This is a genomic window from Candidatus Egerieousia sp., assembly GCF_056211015.1.
In genome coordinates, this window is record NZ_JBAELF010000087.1 from 1 (window position 1) to 15,529 (window position 15,529).

The 15,529-nt window shown below is 46.9% G+C and carries 14 protein-coding genes; 11 read left to right on the forward strand and 3 right to left on the reverse strand.

Annotation, left to right across the window (positions count from 1 at the left end; translation table 11 throughout):
• The 3 genes from AC06L3_RS06415 to AC06L3_RS06425 all read left to right on the forward strand — a co-directional run.
• A partial coding sequence (locus tag AC06L3_RS06415) for a DNA-directed RNA polymerase subunit beta' (protein WP_475669794.1) occupies nt 1–2,821 on the forward strand: 2,821 nt, incomplete at its 5' end.
• 102 nt (nt 2,822–2,923) lie between these two features.
• Nucleotides 2,924–3,433, forward strand: a complete 510-nt coding sequence (locus tag AC06L3_RS06420) for a gamma carbonic anhydrase family protein (protein WP_475669795.1) — start codon at nt 2,924–2,926, stop codon at nt 3,431–3,433.
• Between the two features lie 10 nt (nt 3,434–3,443).
• On the forward strand, nt 3,444–4,610 hold the full coding sequence (locus tag AC06L3_RS06425) for a TlpA family protein disulfide reductase (protein WP_475669796.1): 1,167 nt from the start codon (nt 3,444–3,446) through the stop codon (nt 4,608–4,610).
• On the opposite strand, the gene AC06L3_RS06430 is transcribed toward AC06L3_RS06425, so the two are convergent.
• Both AC06L3_RS06430 and lysS read right to left on the reverse strand, forming a co-directional pair.
• Nucleotides 4,591–5,415, reverse strand: a complete 825-nt coding sequence (locus tag AC06L3_RS06430) for a TrmH family RNA methyltransferase (protein WP_475669797.1) — start codon at nt 5,413–5,415, stop codon at nt 4,591–4,593. The two genes, AC06L3_RS06425 and AC06L3_RS06430, sit on opposite strands and share 20 nt — an antisense overlap.
• Before the next feature lie 5 nt (nt 5,416–5,420).
• Nucleotides 5,421–6,938 (reverse strand): lysine--tRNA ligase, encoded by a 1,518-nt coding sequence (gene lysS / locus AC06L3_RS06435; RefSeq protein ID WP_475669798.1) that lies wholly within the window; start codon nt 6,936–6,938, stop codon nt 5,421–5,423.
• Nucleotides 6,939–7,046: 108 nt separating this feature from the next.
• Here lysS and AC06L3_RS06440 point away from each other — a divergent pair, with 108 nt between their 5' ends.
• Nucleotides 7,047–9,035: an LTA synthase family protein gene (locus tag AC06L3_RS06440; protein ID WP_475669799.1), complete on the forward strand. Its 1,989-nt coding sequence runs from the start codon at nt 7,047–7,049 to the stop codon at nt 9,033–9,035.
• Between the two features lie 23 nt (nt 9,036–9,058).
• On the forward strand, nt 9,059–9,535 hold the full coding sequence (locus tag AC06L3_RS06445) for a GtrA family protein (protein ID WP_475669800.1): 477 nt from the start codon (nt 9,059–9,061) through the stop codon (nt 9,533–9,535).
• Here the strand turns inward: AC06L3_RS06445 and recJ are convergent.
• The gene (gene recJ / locus AC06L3_RS06450; protein WP_475669801.1) at nt 9,528–11,291 is read right to left on the reverse strand and encodes a single-stranded-DNA-specific exonuclease RecJ; all 1,764 of its coding nucleotides are present in this window, start codon (nt 11,289–11,291) and stop codon (nt 9,528–9,530) included. The two genes, AC06L3_RS06445 and recJ, sit on opposite strands and share 8 nt — an antisense overlap.
• Before the next feature lie 103 nt (nt 11,292–11,394).
• On the opposite strand from recJ, the gene AC06L3_RS06455 reads away from it, so the two are divergent.
• The 6 genes from AC06L3_RS06455 (at nt 11,395) to AC06L3_RS06480 (ending at nt 15,519) form a co-directional block, all read left to right on the forward strand.
• Nucleotides 11,395–12,051 carry a MotA/TolQ/ExbB proton channel family protein gene (locus AC06L3_RS06455; RefSeq protein WP_475669802.1) on the forward strand — a complete coding sequence of 219 codons (657 nt, stop codon included), beginning with the start codon at nt 11,395–11,397 and terminating at the stop codon, nt 12,049–12,051.
• 3 nt (nt 12,052–12,054) lie between these two features.
• Nucleotides 12,055–12,468, forward strand: a complete 414-nt coding sequence (locus tag AC06L3_RS06460; protein ID WP_475669803.1) for an ExbD/TolR family protein — start codon at nt 12,055–12,057, stop codon at nt 12,466–12,468.
• A 17-nt stretch (nt 12,469–12,485) separates the two neighbouring features.
• A complete protein-coding gene (locus AC06L3_RS06465; protein WP_475669804.1) occupies nt 12,486–13,766 on the forward strand; it encodes an ABC transporter permease in 1,281 nt (426 codons plus the stop codon).
• Nucleotides 13,767–13,772: 6 nt separating this feature from the next.
• On the forward strand, nt 13,773–13,994 hold the full coding sequence (locus AC06L3_RS06470; RefSeq protein WP_475669805.1) for a hypothetical protein: 222 nt from the start codon (nt 13,773–13,775) through the stop codon (nt 13,992–13,994).
• Nucleotides 13,995–14,436: 442 nt separating this feature from the next.
• The gene (locus AC06L3_RS06475) at nt 14,437–15,084 is read left to right on the forward strand and encodes a hypothetical protein (protein ID WP_475669806.1); all 648 of its coding nucleotides are present in this window, start codon (nt 14,437–14,439) and stop codon (nt 15,082–15,084) included.
• Nucleotides 15,085–15,519: a hypothetical protein gene (locus AC06L3_RS06480; protein WP_475669807.1), complete on the forward strand. Its 435-nt coding sequence runs from the start codon at nt 15,085–15,087 to the stop codon at nt 15,517–15,519.
• Nucleotides 15,520–15,529: the final 10 nt, after the last annotated feature.

Genomic DNA, 15,529 nt, shown 5'->3' on the forward strand with positions numbered 1-15,529 from the left:
GGGCAATGCCGCCATTCTTGAGGCACAGCTGCTGATGCTTGGTTCACACAATATTCTGAACCCTGCAAACGGCGCGCCTATCACAGTCCCTTCACAGGATATGGTCCTTGGTTTGTACTACATTACCAAACCAAGAAAGGGCGTACAGGGAGAAGGCCTCAACTTCTACGGTCCTGAAGAGGTTATCATAGCCAATAATGAGCGCAGGCTTGATCTTCACGCCATCATAAATGTAAGGTTGCCTAAGGATATGACCGATTCTTCAAAGGGAACACAGATGGTTGAGACAACTGCCGGCAGAATCATTTTCAATCAGGTTGTTCCACCGCAGGTTGGATATATAAACGAGCTTCTTACAAAGAAATCACTGAGAGATATCATCGGTAATGTGATCAAGGTCTGCGGAGTTTCAAGAACTGCACAGTTCCTGGATGATATCAAGGCTCTCGGATATAGGATGGCTTTCAAGGGCGGTCTTTCATTCAACCTTGGAGACGTTATCGTACCTGCTGAGAAGAAGGAGCTTGTTGATGCCGGATATGCTGAAGTGGAGAACATACAGGCAAGCTTTGATATGGGTCTTATCACAAACAATGAGAGGTACAACCAGATCATTGACGTTTGGACCAATACCAATGCCAGCCTTACCAAGATAGTTGTAAAGCAGATTTCAGAGGACAATCAGGGATTCAACCCTGTATATATGATGCTTCATTCAGGCGCCCGCGGCAGCCAGGAGCAGATACGTCAGCTTTGCGGTATGCGCGGCTTGATGGCAAAACCTCAGAAATCAGGTTCACAGGGTGCTGAAATCATTGAGAACCCTATTCTTTCCAACTTCAAGGAAGGTCTGTCTGTCCTTGAGTACTTCATCTCAACTCACGGTGCACGTAAGGGTTTGGCCGATACCGCTTTGAAGACCGCAGATGCAGGTTACCTCACAAGACGTCTCGTTGACGTTTCACACGATGTTATTATCAACGAGGAGGACTGCGGTACATTGAGGGGCCTTGTTGCTACAGCCATCAAGAAGAAGGATGACATAGTTGAGACCCTTTATGACCGAATTCTCGGCAGAACAACTGTTCATGATGTTTACAACCCTCTTACAGGTGAGAAGATCATAGGTGCAGGCGAGCAGATCACTGAAGACATTGCCGCATTGATAGAGTCTCTCCCTATTGAGGCGGTTGAAATCAGGTCAGTGCTCACTTGCGAATCCAAGAGGGGTGTATGTGCGAAGTGCTATGGCCGAAATCTTGCCACCAGCCGTATGGTGGAGAAGGGCGAGGTTGTTGGTGTGATTGCAGCACAGTCAATTGGTGAGCCTGGTACACAGCTTACACTTAGAACATTCCACGTTGGTGGTACTGCATCTAGCAGCGTTTCCGAAAGTGAGATTGTTTCAAAATACAATGGTAAACTTGAATTCGAGGAGCTCAGAACTCTTGTAAAGGAGGAGAATGGTGAAAAGAGCGAAATAGTCATTGGCCGTACAGCCGAAATGAGAATCATTGATCCAAATACAGGAATCACTTATTCTCAATACAATATTCCTTACGGCGCAACCTTGTATTTCGGTCCTGGCGCAGTTGTGAGCAAAGGTGACAAGATATGTGACTGGGATGCTTACAACGCAACAACCATAACCGAAGTTGCCGGAAAGGTGGTTTATGACAACCTCATTGATGGTCTTACCTTCAGGGAGGAGGCTTCAGACGAGTTCTCAATGCATAAGGAGAAGGTTGTAATCGAAAGCCGTGACAAGTCAAAGAACCCTGCCATCAGCATTGTAGATGCAGACGGAGTTGCATTGCATACTTACAACCTGCCTGTTGGCGCCCATATCATGGTTGATAACGACCAGATGATCGGGGCCGGTGCAATACTCATGAAGATTCCAAGGGCTATTGGCAAGTCAGGCGATATCACCGGCGGTCTTCCACGTGTTACAGAGCTGTTCGAGGCACGTAACCCTTCAAATCCTGCTACCGTATCGGCAATCAACGGAGAGGTTCATCTCGGAAAGATCAAGAGAGGTAATCAGGAAGTTGAGGTTGTTGCCAAGACAGGCGAGAAGAAGTCATACCTCATTCCTCTGTCAAAACAGATTCTTGTTCAGGAAAACGATTATGTGAGAGCAGGCATGCCGTTGTCAGACGGTGCAATTGCTCCTGTAGACATTCTTGAGATTCTTGGCCCTACAAAGGTTCAGGAGTACATTGTGAACGAGGTTCAGGAAGTTTACCGCATGCAGGGCGTTAAGATCAACGACAAACATTTCGAAATCATTGTAAGACAGATGATGAGAAAGGTTGAGATAGTTGATCCGGGCGATACAAGATTCCTGCCTGAACAGCTGGTTGACAAATGGGAGTTCATTCAGGAGAATGATTCAGTCTGGGACAAGAAGTTCATCCTCAATGCAGGTGATTCAACAACTCTCAAGGAAGGTCAGATAGTATCTGTAAGACGTCTGAGGGAGGAGAATTCACTGCTCAAGCGTGCGGACCTCAAGCTGGTTGAGGCGCGTGATGCCAAACCGGCTACCTGCAAGCAGATACTTCAGGGTATCACAAGAGCAGCATTGAGAACAAACAGCTTCATGTCAGCCGCTTCATTCCAGGAGACCACAAAGGTGCTCAGCGATGCTGCAGTACGCGGTAAGGTTGATTATCTGGAGGGACTTAAGGAAACCGTCATCTGCGGTCACCCTATTCCTGCAGGTACCGGACAGAAGGAGTTTGAAAACATTGTTGTGGCTTCAATGGATGACTACAACAGAATGGTTCAGGCCAAAGCTGTATATCAGGAGGAATAATGCTGGCGGATTTACTGAAGGTAAAGAAATTTGATTGATATGCAAGGGAGGGGAGACCGGGATATTCCTGAGTATTCCCTCCTTTGTTTTAATTGAGAGAATATGGAAGCGATAATCAAGGATTTGAGGGGATTCACTCCAAAGATTGGCAAGAACTGTTTCATTGCTGAGAACGCTGTAGTACTCGGTGATGTTACAATAGGCGATGATTGCAGCATCTGGTACTGTGCTGTGCTCAGGGGCGATGTGAATACCATAAAAATAGGGGACCGTGTGAATATTCAGGACGGTGCTGTTGTTCACACACTGTACCAGAGGTCAGTTACCGAGATAGGCAACGATGTGTCAGTAGGGCACAACGCAGTAATACACGGTGCCAAAATAGGCAACAATGTACTTGTTGGAATGGGTGCGATTGTAATGGACAATGCAGTTGTAGCGGACAATACAATAATAGCTGCAGGTTCTGTGGTCCTGAGCAATGCTGTCATTGATTCCGGCGTATGGGCTGGAGTCCCGGCAAAGAAAGTCAAGGATGCCAGTGAAGCCATAGCTGCCGCCGCACACAAGAACGCCCAGGGATATATGATGTACAAGGACTGGTATAAATAGTATGAATAGTATGAAATTTCTTGCCTCAGTCACCTTTTTCTGCCTGAGTGCAGCCATGATGCTTTCTTGCAGTAGCGAGGAGCAGAAATATGAACTTGGAACAGGCTTTGTGCTGGAGGTGAATCTGGAAGGGAACCTTGAACTTCTCTCCAAGGACAGCCTTTTCCTGAAAAGTACAATGCCGGATGCCCCTTTTGAAAAGGCCTTGCCAATAGAGAAGGGCAGGGTGGTATTCACCTGCGATACCATGATAACACCGCAGGACTTCAACCTGTACGGAACAGGCAATGACGGAAGGAAATTGAAAATCAGCCGCTTCTTCCTTGAAAACTGCCATGCCAGCGTGAATGCGGTTCTTGATGAACAATTCGTATCCAAAGTGCGTGCAGAAGTGAAAGGATGTCCTACTCACGATATGTTCAGGAAACTGTCCGAACATCGTCTGGCCATTGCTCAGGAATTCAAACTGGATTCACTGAACCGGGCGTATGACAAGATGGGCATTATTTCCAAGGAGAAATTCAGAAATCTGCTTGATTCTCTCAGAACTTTGTCCGCCGAATACGAACGAAGCCTCATTGAGCAGGATCCCGTTTCAATCTTTGCTTTCGAGCGTTTTGCATCATCATTCATTTCAAAGGGAACTCTGGAAGAGAACCTGGCAAGATACCGTCAGTTCGCCAACAGCGGCAAGTTCAATGACAACATGCGTTTCAAGATTGTTGGCAAGATGCTTGAAACACTGAAAATCACCCAGCCGGGATGCAGGGCAGTTGACTTTACCCAGAATGACATTGCCGGCAGGAGTGTGAGCATGTCCGATATTTACAGGAACAACAAGCTTACAATGCTCGATTTCTGGGCAAGCTGGTGCATGGACTGCAGAAGAGAGAACCCCGGCGTTGTTGCAATTCACAAGCTGTATGCTTCAAAGGGTCTTGCAATAGTTGGCATATCTCTGGATGAGGATTATGCTGAATGGAAGAAGGCCGTTCAGGACGACAATCTGGAATGGCTTCAGCTTTCAGATCTTAAGGGTTGGAAGAATGCCGCAGCGGAAATGTACTGCATAAAGGAAATCCCGCAGAACATATTGATTGATTCAACGGGAGTCATAGTCGCAAGGAATATAGGGGCCGAAGGGCTTGACGAGTTCCTTAAAGAGTATTTCCAGTAATTCTCTGCCTGACCACTTCATAGCAGAGTACGGCTGCGCTTATTGAAACGTTCAGCGAATCAATCCTTCCAAGCATTGGAATGATGATTTTCCTATCGGAGGCTTCTCTCCATTCAGGGGAGAGGCCTTTTGCTTCACTACCAAGGACAATTGCCGAAGGGGCGGTGAAATCAGCGCAATAGTAAGGAACTGAATTCTGAAGCTGCGCCGTGTAAATTGAGATGCCTTTGCTTTTCAGCCATTTTATTGCATCCGTGCTTGAACATACCGCAATCCTGTTAGTGAACAGACCCCCGAGCGAAGAACGGATGATGTTTGGATTGTAAATGTCTGTAAGCGGATTGCAGATTATCACGGCATCGGCTCCGCAGGCATCTGCTGTACGGAGCAGCGCACCAATGTTTCCGGGCTTTTCCACTTCCTCAGTAACGATTATGAAAGGAGAGCGCTTCCCATCACAGATGCAGTTCAGCCCGTTCAAGGGAAGTTCCCTGGCCTCCACAATGGCAATTGCACCCTCAGTGCTTCCACGGTAGCCTATCTTCTCATATACATAGTCATTTACACTGGCGATGGTCACATCCCCGGCACCTGTCGGAAACATTTGCAGCAGTTTTTCCTCACTTATCATTGAAGGATTGTGGAATATTTCCTTTATGATGTACCCTCCCTCAATGCAATGCCGGATTTCCCTTATGCCTTCCACAACAAAAAGCCCGCGCTCCTTGCGGAGACGGGACTTTTCCTGTAATGCCAGCAGATCCTTTATCCTCGGATTCTGCGCTGAACTTATACTTGTGTTCACTTTTGCTAGTTGTAAACCTCAGGACGCAACTGAGGGAAAAGAAGCACTTCCTGAATAGCGTTCTTGCCTGTCATGAACATTGTGAGTCTGTCAATACCTATACCCATTCCAGATGTTGGAGGCATACCTACTTCCAGAGCGCGTACAAAGTCATGGTCAACATACATTGCCTCATCATCACCCTTCTTTCTCAGGCGGAGCTGCTCCCTGAATCTCTCGAGCTGGTCAATAGGGTCGTTCAGCTCTGAATATGCGTTTGCAAGCTCCTTGCCGCATACGAACAGTTCAAAACGCTCGGTGAGGTCAGGATTCCTTCTGTGTCTCTTTGTAAGGGGTGAAGTGGCAACAGGGTAGTCTGTGATGAATGTAGGCTCAATGAGATGCTTCTCGCAATATTCTCCAAAGATTGAATCAATGAGCTTTGAAGCTCCGAACGATTCATCAATCTTGATATGCAAATCACGGCAGACCTGCTTGAGCTGATCCTCGTCCATACCCTCGATGTCAACACCTGCATATTCCTTTATGGCCTGAAGCATAGGAAGCCTGCGGAAAGGCCCCTTGAAATCAACCTCGTTGCCGTCTATCATCTTCTTTGTGGTTCCGTCAACAGCTATGGCAACTTTTTCAAGCATCTGCTCAACGAAATCCATCATCCACTCGTAATCCTTGTATGCCACGTATATTTCCATACAGGTGAACTCAGGGTTGTGGGTCCTGTCCATTCCCTCGTTCCTGAAGTTCTTTGCAAACTCGTAAACGCCAGGGTAACCGCCAACTATTAGCCTCTTGAGGTAAAGCTCGTTTGCAACCCTCATGAAAAGATTCATGTCAAGAGTGTTGTGGTGAGTTATGAAAGGACGTGCGGATGCGCCTCCCGGAATCGGCTGGAGGATAGGGGTCTCCACTTCAAGATATCCGTGATCGTCAAAGAACTTCCTCATTGTTGAAATTATCTTTGCCCTCTTGATGAAAGTTTCCCTGTTCTCGGGATTGACTATGAGGTCAACGTATCTCTGACGGTATCTGAGCTCCGGATCCGAGAATTCATCATAAACCACTCCGTCCTTCTCCTTTACAATAGGAAGAACCTTCAGGCACTTGCAGAGAACTGTGAGCTGCTGTGCATGAACGGAAGTCTGACCGGTTTTGGTAATGAAAGCATAGCCTTTGATGCCTATGATGTCACCTATGTCAAGAAGTTTCTTGAATACGGTGTTGTACATTGTCTTGTCTTCTCCCGGACAAATCTGGTCCCTGTTGAGGTAAACCTGGATTCTTCCTGTTTCATCCATCAACTCTATGAATGAGGCCGCTCCCATTATTCTTCTTCCCATTATACGGCCGGCTATTGTAACGGATGAATAGTTACCCGCCTCCGGGTCATAATTGCTGAGAATTTCCTTTGCAGTTGCATTCTTCGGATAAAGCTCTGCTGGATAAGGATTGATTCCCAGATCTCTGAGCTGCTGCAATGCATTACGTCTGAACTGCTCCTGCTCGTTGTAAACCGGTTCTTGCATCTTATATATACAGTTTTTTATTCACAAAATCTTTTTATAACGGAATTCCGTTGGAAACTGCAAAGATAGTGATAATTGGAGTATATTTGTGAAAATTTTTGAATAATCATGCAAAAAGACACTCTGAACAAATTCAAATATTCAATTGCATATCTTCTTGCGGTTCATACCGGAGCATTGCTTGTTCTTTCTGTTCTCAGGTACCTGCTTTTCGTACATATCAATTATGATTTCGCACCGGAAATCTCGGATTCCTGGCAGATCAAGGCAAAAGCTTTCCTCATAGGTCTGTGGTTTGACAACGTCATTGCCTGCTACATACTGGCTCTGCCTCTTGTTGTGTTCTGGACAAGCTCGCTGCTCAACCGGAGCTCCAGATGGCTGTTCAGGGCAGCGAATATCTGGTTCATAGCCTTCTACTCGGTGGCTTTCCTCATAAGCACGGCCAATATCCCATATTTCGAGTATTTCTTCAAGGTTATCAATTCATCCATATTCGAGTGGTTCTCATACGGAACTCAGACCGTAGGTATGGTAACTGGAGAGAAGACCTATATGCAGGCATTCTTCGTGTTTGTTGCAGTATCTGTGATTTTTGCAATTTATGTTGTATTGCTGTCGAGGTGGATGAGAGGAAAAATCAACACGGGAAGAGAGAGGAGCAGCTGGAGTGCGGGCGGAACTGTGTTTCTGGCAGGGGCGGTGCTGGTTGGCCTGTGTTTCCTTGGAATAAGGGGCAGGACAGGCTACAACCCCATCAAGGTGAGCGGGGCGTACTACTGCAGCGATCCCTTCCTCAACCAGCTGGGTATCAATCCTGCTTTCAACCTCTTGAACAGCGTGCGTGACGACAATAGAAGCGAAAACAGGCAGCTTGAACTTATGGACAACGGGCAGGCTCTGGCCACTGCAGTCAGGCTGCTTGGCATTCCTGATGGAGGAAATCCTGAGGCCAGCCCTCTGCAGACAAGGGTCAGCTCTTTCTACGGCGACAGCATATCACCGTTCGCCGGCCGCAACATTGTAATCGTGTTCATGGAATCCATGTCAATGAACCTCACCGGGGCGGTGAGAGGGGAGAACAGTCTTACACCTGCGATAGACAGCCTGTGGCGAAATTCAATGCATTTCACGAATTTCTATTCTGCAGGAATCCATACGAACCACGGCATGTATTCAACCCTTTACTCCTTCCCGGCAATAATGAAGAGGAACGCAATGAAGGGCAGCGTGATACCGAAATACAGCGGTCTTCCTACGGAACTCAAGAAACTTGGATACAGGAATCTTTTCTTCATGACGCACGAATCGCAGTACGACAATATGAACGGATTCTTCCGTACGAACGGCTTTGATGAGATCTATGCGCAGGAGGATTATCCAAATGACAAGGTGGTGAACAGTTTCGGCGTCCAGGACGATTTCCTTTACTCATACGCTCTGCCCGTTCTTGATGCACGTGCATCTGAAGGCAATCCTTTCCTTGCGGTACTGCTTTCAATAAGCAATCATCCACCATACGTGCTTCCTGAGTGGTTCAAGCCAAGGAGCAGCGATATTGAGGATGCGATAGTTGAATATGCGGATTTCTCAATAGGACAGCTAATGGAGCAGGCAAGCGCCAGGGACTGGTTCAGCAATACCATCTTCATTTTCCTTGGTGACCACGGAAAAATGGTGGGAAGCGCCGATTGTGAGGTGCCTACATCATACAACCACGTTCCTCTGATGATTTACGGCAAAGGGATAGAGCCTGAGGAGATAAGCACCTTCTGCGGTCAGATTGACCTTGCCCCAACCCTTCTCGGAATGCTGGGGATTGATTATGTGAAGAACAATTTCGGCCTTGACATCCTGCGCAATCCAAGGCCTTGCATATATTACGGTTCTGACAACATGATTGCGGCCCGCAGTGCGGACAGGCTGTTCATATACAGTCCTGAGAATTCAATGGAATACAGGTATGAAGTGAGTCCTGATGGCAAGCTGAGCTTCACTGATTCGGATGAAGGTTTCGAATACTTGAGGGAATACTGCTTCTCAATGCTCCAGAGCACTGAATATCTTGTTCATAAAGGGCTTACTACAGTTGATTGAACCATCGCCGGTGGAAGAAGAATATGATGAGAAGTCTGTACAGGAAGCATGAGGGTGTGATAAAGGAGGCCTTGCGCTTTGTGGTGGTGGGTGTGATAGCCCAGCTGCTGCATCTGGCCATCTACTGGTGTCTGGTGAAGTTCATCAATGCATCGGTCTCCTTCACTCTGGGGTATGTCATAGCCTTTGTGGCCAATTTCTACCTGAGCGCATATTTCACTTTCCGCAGCGTTCCTTCCTGGAAGAAGATGTTCGGTATGGTTGGGGCGCACGTAATCAATTATTTCCTTGAACTGGTGCTGCTGAACCTGTTCATCTGGGCCGATGTTCCTGAAGTGCTGGAATACATCTGCGGTTCAGGACGCTTCATGGATATTGTGAAAAGTCTCGGAGGAGCAAAGGAGTGGGCTATGATTCCTACACTGGCAATATCGGTGCCGGTGAATTTCCTGATGGTGAGATTCGTGTTCAAGAGATTTTCCGGGAAAGAGACTAAATGAAATCCTCCCTGTTCTTGATGTCCTTTACCCTCAACTGGATATTTGCAAGGCCTCTGTAGTAGTTCTCCGCAATGGAGTAGCAGATGTCAATCGGGTTGCCGTTCTGGATATGCTCGAAGTATTCCGATTTGTTGAACGCTATTGCTGAGATGTGCCTGTATGGTTCGTCCTCCTGAATGAGTTCAAGCTTGAGGTGGCCGTTGTCCGTTCCCACCTTGCGTCCGTTGCCGTTGTCGTAAACGTTCTCGGTAAGGAAAACAGGGGAGGTGTTGCCCGGCCCGAAAGGCTGGAACTGCTTGAGAATGCGGAAGAATTTAGGGGTTATCTGCTTGAAGTCCAGGAATGAATCAATATGGATAATAGGGGTCATCACTTCCTTTGTGATGGTTTCCTTCACGTATGCCTCGAATCTCTGGGAGAACTCCGGAAGGTTTTCCTCCTTCATTGTAAGGCCTGCTGCGTATGTGTGGCCGCCGAAGTTCTCAAGAAGGTCCGCACAGCTCTCTATTGCTGCGTAGAGATCGAAATTGTTCACGCTTCTTGCCGATCCCGTAACGAATCCGTTCGAATTGGTGAGAACGATAGTTGGCTTGTAGAAGGCCTCGACCAGACGGCTGGCAACTATACCAACCACACCTTTGTGCCAGGAAGGATTATATACCACCGTGGCGCTCTTCCTTTCAAAGTCTGGGTGATCTTTCACCATTTTGATGGCCTCGATGGTTATTTCCCTGTCTATGTTCTTCCTGTCTATATTATGTACATTGATGGCCATGCCAATCTGCTTGGCTTCCTCATCGTTGCCGGCCGTAAGCAGGTCAACGGCAATTCTTCCGCTCTCCATCCTGCCGGCAGCATTGATCCTGGGACCGATCTTGAACACAACGTCGTCCAGGGTTATGTTGTTCCTCTTGCCTGATGTCTCGTGCTTGTCAAGACCGCAGAGCTTTATCATTGAAAGGAGACCTTTCCGCGGGTTCTCGTTCAACTGCCTCAGACCGTAGTATGCCAGCACCCTGTTTTCATCAACAACGCTTACAAGGTCGGCGGCAATGCTTACGGCAACAAGGTCAAGCAGAGGTGTTATCTGCTCGAAAGGCACGCAGTATTTCTGCGCATAGCCCTGAACCAGCTTGAAGCCCACACCGCAGCCGCTGAGGTCATCAAATGGGTAGTTACAGTCAGCGCGCTTTGGATCAAGTGTTGCCACGGACTGCGGAAACTCCTCGTCCGGGAGATGGTGGTCACAGATTATGAAGTCAATGCCGAACTGTTTGGCATATTTAACCTTTTCTATGGCCTTGATACCGCAGTCGAGTGAAATCACAAGCTGGAATCCGTTGTCACGGGCCCAGTCAATGCCTTTGTAGGAAACGCCGTATCCTTCATCGTATCTGTCCGGGATGTAATAGTCAATATTCCTGTTGAACTGGCTTACAAAGGAAAATACAAGGGCCACTGCAGTTGTGCCGTCTACGTCGTAGTCTCCGTAAATGAGTATGCGCTCATTGTCAACTATGGCCTTGTGGAGCCTTTCCACCGCTTTGTCCATATCCTTCATGAGGAAGGGGTCATAAAGCATGTCAAGTGACGGCCTGAAAAAGCGCCTTGATTCCTCGTATGTGGTTATTCCCCTTTGAACCAGTAGGTTGCCCAATACCTGATCAACGCCCAGAGCAGCGGAAAGCTGGCGCACGAGCGCAGGATTGCCCGGCTCGTTCACTATCCATTTCTTCTCCAGATTCGCTGATTCCATTCTACCGCGATATATCCCACAAAAGTACCATAAAATATTGTTTAATGCAAATGGGAAGTTTGTGCTTTTTGAGTATCTTTGCATTGTGTATGAATGATTGGTTATGAGCATTTGTTTATCGTTTTTACAGGCAGCCTCAGGCGAGGCTTCTTTTTCACTGATCAGAATGGTGTTCAAGGGCGGCTGGCTTATGTTGCCGCTTTTCCTCCTGTCAATAGCAACCATCTATCTTTTTGCGCAGAAATGGTGGGCTTTCAGGAAACTGAACATTGCAACATACGATTTTGTAATACAGGTGCGCAAACTTCTCAAGGAAGGGCGGATGGCCGATGCCGCAATTGCCTGCCAGAACAGCGGCACCCCTGCGGCTAGAATGATTGAGAAGGGAATTGACAAATCGGATCGTTCCGCATCCGAGATTCAGAACGCAATGGAGAATGTTGCCGGTATTGAGGTGGCCAGACTGGAAAAAGGCCTGCCGTACCTTGCTACAATAGCCGGAGGTGCACCTATGATAGGTTTCCTTGGAACCGTAATGGGAATGATACAGGCCTTCTTCAATATGGCGCAGGCAGGAGCCAATGTTGATATAACCCTTCTCTCAGGAGGTATTTACACAGCAATGGTTACCACGGTTGCCGGTCTTATTGTAGGTATTCTGGCATATTTCGGCTACAATTACCTTACTCTGCAGGTGACCGACATGGTTTCCAGACTCGAGCACATTACAATTGATTTCATTGATACATTACACAAATAGGCTATGGCAATCAGGCGGAAGACAAAGGTAAGCGCAGAGTTCAGCATGTCCTCCATGACGGACATAGTTTTCCTTTTGCTCATCTTCTTTCTGGTAACTTCAACCCTTGTGAATCCCAATGCCTTGAAGCTTCTTCTTCCCAAGAGCACAAATCAGATTCAGGACAAGCAGCAGGTTTCCGTATCAATAAAACATCATCTGGAGAACAATACATTCACTTACCACATAAACGGAAACGTAACGCCTGTATCCTGGGGAGAGATTGAGGGCCTGTTGCAGTCAATGCTTGACAATGAGGAGGAACCTTCGTTTTCAATCTATTCGGACAAGAGCGTTCCTGTAGAGGAGGTTGTGAATCTTATGAACATTGCCAAGAGAAACAAGTACAAAGTGGTTCTTGCCACTTCCCCGGAATAGAAAAAAGGCGGACAATTATGGAGAAAGGAGGAAAAATGTCCATAAGGACTTTGTTTTCCCCGGTGTTGAGGGAGAATATCAATGTTGCATTCAATTCTGTAAAGAGCAACGGTCTGCGCTCTGCGCTCACAATCTTTATCATAGCAATAGGCATCACCTCGCTCGTGGGCGTGCTCACTGCCACGGAGGCACTCAAATCACAGGTCAACTCCACTTTCAGCAAGGCTGGAACGAACAATTTCAGCATTGGAGGCAGCGGTTTCAGAAAAGGGGAGAAGGCAAAGAGAACTCGTGTGCTGAATTCCTGGCAGATAAGCTGGCAGCAGGCATCAATGTTCAAGGAAACTTATCTGGCGGCAGGCAACGGTCAGGTTTCTGTGTGGACAAGCGTGAGCGGAATGAGCACGGTAAAGAGCGGCTCCGTTTCAACAACGCCCAACATAAGTCTCCGTGCAGTTGATGAGTCTTATCTGGATTGCAATTCACTAGGGCTGGAAAGGGGAAGGAACTTCATGGCTTCGGAAATATACTCTGGCGCTTTTGTCTGCATAATAGGAAGTTCAGTTGCCTATCAGCTGTTCAAGAATGATAATCCTGTTGGCAGACTGGTAGACCTTGACGGCCGCAAGTATCAGGTCATCGGAGTGATGGCATCACAGGGAAACACAATGGGAGGCAGCAGCGATACAAGAATGCTCATAGGAATGTCAAATGCAAGAGCATCCTTTGCACTGGATTCGTACAGTTATGAAATCCAGGTGAGCCTGAACCCCGATGCCGATTTCAATACCGAGCAGGATCTTGCAAGGAAATTGTTCAGAATGGCAAGGCGTCTTGGACCTGCAGATGAAGACGATTTTGAAATAAACAGCAGCAAGAGCATGATGGAGGAACTGGGTTCCGTTATGGGCAGCATAACCTTGATAGCCGCAGTGATAGGACTTATAACCTTGTTGGGTGCTGCTGTGGGCCTTATGAATATAATGCTGGTAAGCGTGAAGGAGCGTACCGCAGAGATAGGAACAAGAAAGGCGCTCGGAGCCTCTGCCTCAAGAATAAGACAGCAGTTCCTCTTTGAATCCGTGGTTATAAGCCAGTTGGGCTGCATACTGGGGATAATTTTTGGCGTAATCATAGGCAATGTGGTGGCAATGGTGATGCAGGCCGGTTTCATAATGCCTTGGATATGGATAATCGGAGCCATTCTGCTCTGCGTCCTGGTTGGCATAGCTTCCGGTTATCTTCCTGCGAGCAAGGCCGCTGCGCTGGATCCTATAGAGGCGCTTCGTTATGAGTAGTGTTCTATGAAACAGATACAGTACACAGGAACTAATTATGCTGAAATAAAGCGCTTTGCAGGAGATGCGGTGCTGGCACCGTATTTCTGCATGGGATTCAATATGCTCAGTCTCAATACCAAGGACGGCTTCATTACCGTGAATGAAGGTGACTGGATTCTCCAGAACGAAAACGGCGAGTTCATGGTATCATATTGCCCGTCCGAAAGCGGGGAAATACAGTCTTGAGTGCAAAATAACGCACAGATCTTTAAATATTTCTCAAGAAAAGAATTTATTTGTATATTTGTGAATGCTTAGCTAGCCCGGCATCCACTCTTTTCGAAAATAATCCAACTGGATTTGCTTTGTGAGCTGGTTGCAGGGTCGGGTGGGCAGACATAATGAAGACGTTACTTGACGTTTATCTTCTGACATCAAATTTGGCGATTTGTTAACTCAAAGAAGATAGCGCAACGGGACGTCCACCGGCGATGACGATTCAGTCATCTGCGCCGTTATCTGGGCGTGGAGATTACTGTATATCATCCCTGGCGTGGGCTAGCTACGTTGCTTATCCTTTGAGTAGGCAGCCAAAGCCTGATGTCGGGGTGAGCAAGAGTAAAACTCCCACGTCTTTTTTTTGTATCTGTTCGGATTGGGGCAGTTGCCGGGCACAACACCTATTTAGATGAAAAAAATCTTTTTCTTTTTCGCATTCGTAGCCATCGCTATGTTTGTGACATCATGTGGTTCAGCACGAAAAGCCAATAATGCTGGCTACAATGCTCAATTACAACAAAGTCCACGGATCACTCAAACTGCAAATAGGCCGGCAACACCTACTCGAACAGCTCGTGCCACAGAGCCATGTGAGGCTTTATCTTGGGAGAAAGATTTTGCTACTGTCGGAACCGCCATCTCATATAATGAGAAAGTGGCCCGGGAAGAGGCAAAAGTCAATGCTCGTGAGGAACTTGGACGAATGATGCAAGTTGCCGTTGAAGGCGCAGTGGAGGATTACCTAAAAAATGTATCCCAAAACAGAAAATCTACAGCAGAAACACTGTTTGAAGAAGTAAACAGGCAATTCTATTCGGAATGTGTGAAAAATTCAAAAGTCATAAAGACAACTGTATACGACCTTTCTGATGGTACAATACAAGTATTCGTTTGTATGGAAGTATCAGCAGGCTTTGATGTCCTTACAAATACGGCGGATATAGCTGAGAATGTTCTTTCAAAAGATGGCGCCCTAGAGGTAGAGTTTAATAAAGAACAATTCAAAGAAAAAATGAAGGATGGCCTTCAGCAGTATAAAGAAAACCGAGGCAAATAAATGAGACGCTCACTTGTTATCTTACTTTTGGCGATGGCAGAGGTGATGATATGCCCCACCATCGCTTCTTCTCAGATTCGTTCTGACAATATAAAACCGCAGTGGATGCACAAAGCTCCTGCTCCAACCAACTCAACATTCATATACAAAACATTCCATACTTCTTCATTTTCACTTGATGAGGCAAGAAAACAGATAGTTAGTGAATTGATTAGTGATGCTGGGATGAAAACAGGAGTTGCTATTATTTCTGATCACACCTCCAACGAATGCGTTTCTCAGATTTGGGAGAACGGGAAATTGAAGGAAAATATAACAAATACCATAGAGTCAAATTCCTATGCAAAAAGTTCAGAAATCACATTGCATGCTTCATTAATTGATGAATTTTGGGAGCAGGACAAAACCGGATCATACCGACTTGTGCGGCTGTAAAGTCGGAGGC

Bases quoted from the DNA above. Each gene is read 5' to 3' on its own strand.
- AC06L3_RS06420 (WP_475669795.1), top strand. From the start codon at position 2,924: ATGGAAGCGATAATCAAGGATTTGAGGGGATTCACTCCAAAGATTGGC.
- AC06L3_RS06425 (WP_475669796.1), top strand. From the start codon at position 3,444: ATGAAATTTCTTGCCTCAGTCACCTTTTTCTGCCTGAGTGCAGCCATG.
- lysS (WP_475669798.1), bottom strand. From the start codon at position 6,938: ATGCAAGAACCGGTTTACAACGAGCAGGAGCAGTTCAGACGTAATGCA.
- AC06L3_RS06440 (WP_475669799.1), top strand. From the start codon at position 7,047: ATGCAAAAAGACACTCTGAACAAATTCAAATATTCAATTGCATATCTT.
- AC06L3_RS06445 (WP_475669800.1), top strand. From the start codon at position 9,059: ATGATGAGAAGTCTGTACAGGAAGCATGAGGGTGTGATAAAGGAGGCC.
- recJ (WP_475669801.1), bottom strand. From the start codon at position 11,291: ATGGAATCAGCGAATCTGGAGAAGAAATGGATAGTGAACGAGCCGGGC.
- AC06L3_RS06455 (WP_475669802.1), top strand. From the start codon at position 11,395: ATGAGCATTTGTTTATCGTTTTTACAGGCAGCCTCAGGCGAGGCTTCT.
- AC06L3_RS06460 (WP_475669803.1), top strand. From the start codon at position 12,055: ATGGCAATCAGGCGGAAGACAAAGGTAAGCGCAGAGTTCAGCATGTCC.
- AC06L3_RS06465 (WP_475669804.1), top strand. From the start codon at position 12,486: ATGGAGAAAGGAGGAAAAATGTCCATAAGGACTTTGTTTTCCCCGGTG.
- AC06L3_RS06470 (WP_475669805.1), top strand. From the start codon at position 13,773: ATGAAACAGATACAGTACACAGGAACTAATTATGCTGAAATAAAGCGC.
- AC06L3_RS06475 (WP_475669806.1), top strand. From the start codon at position 14,437: ATGAAAAAAATCTTTTTCTTTTTCGCATTCGTAGCCATCGCTATGTTT.
- AC06L3_RS06480 (WP_475669807.1), top strand. From the start codon at position 15,085: ATGAGACGCTCACTTGTTATCTTACTTTTGGCGATGGCAGAGGTGATG.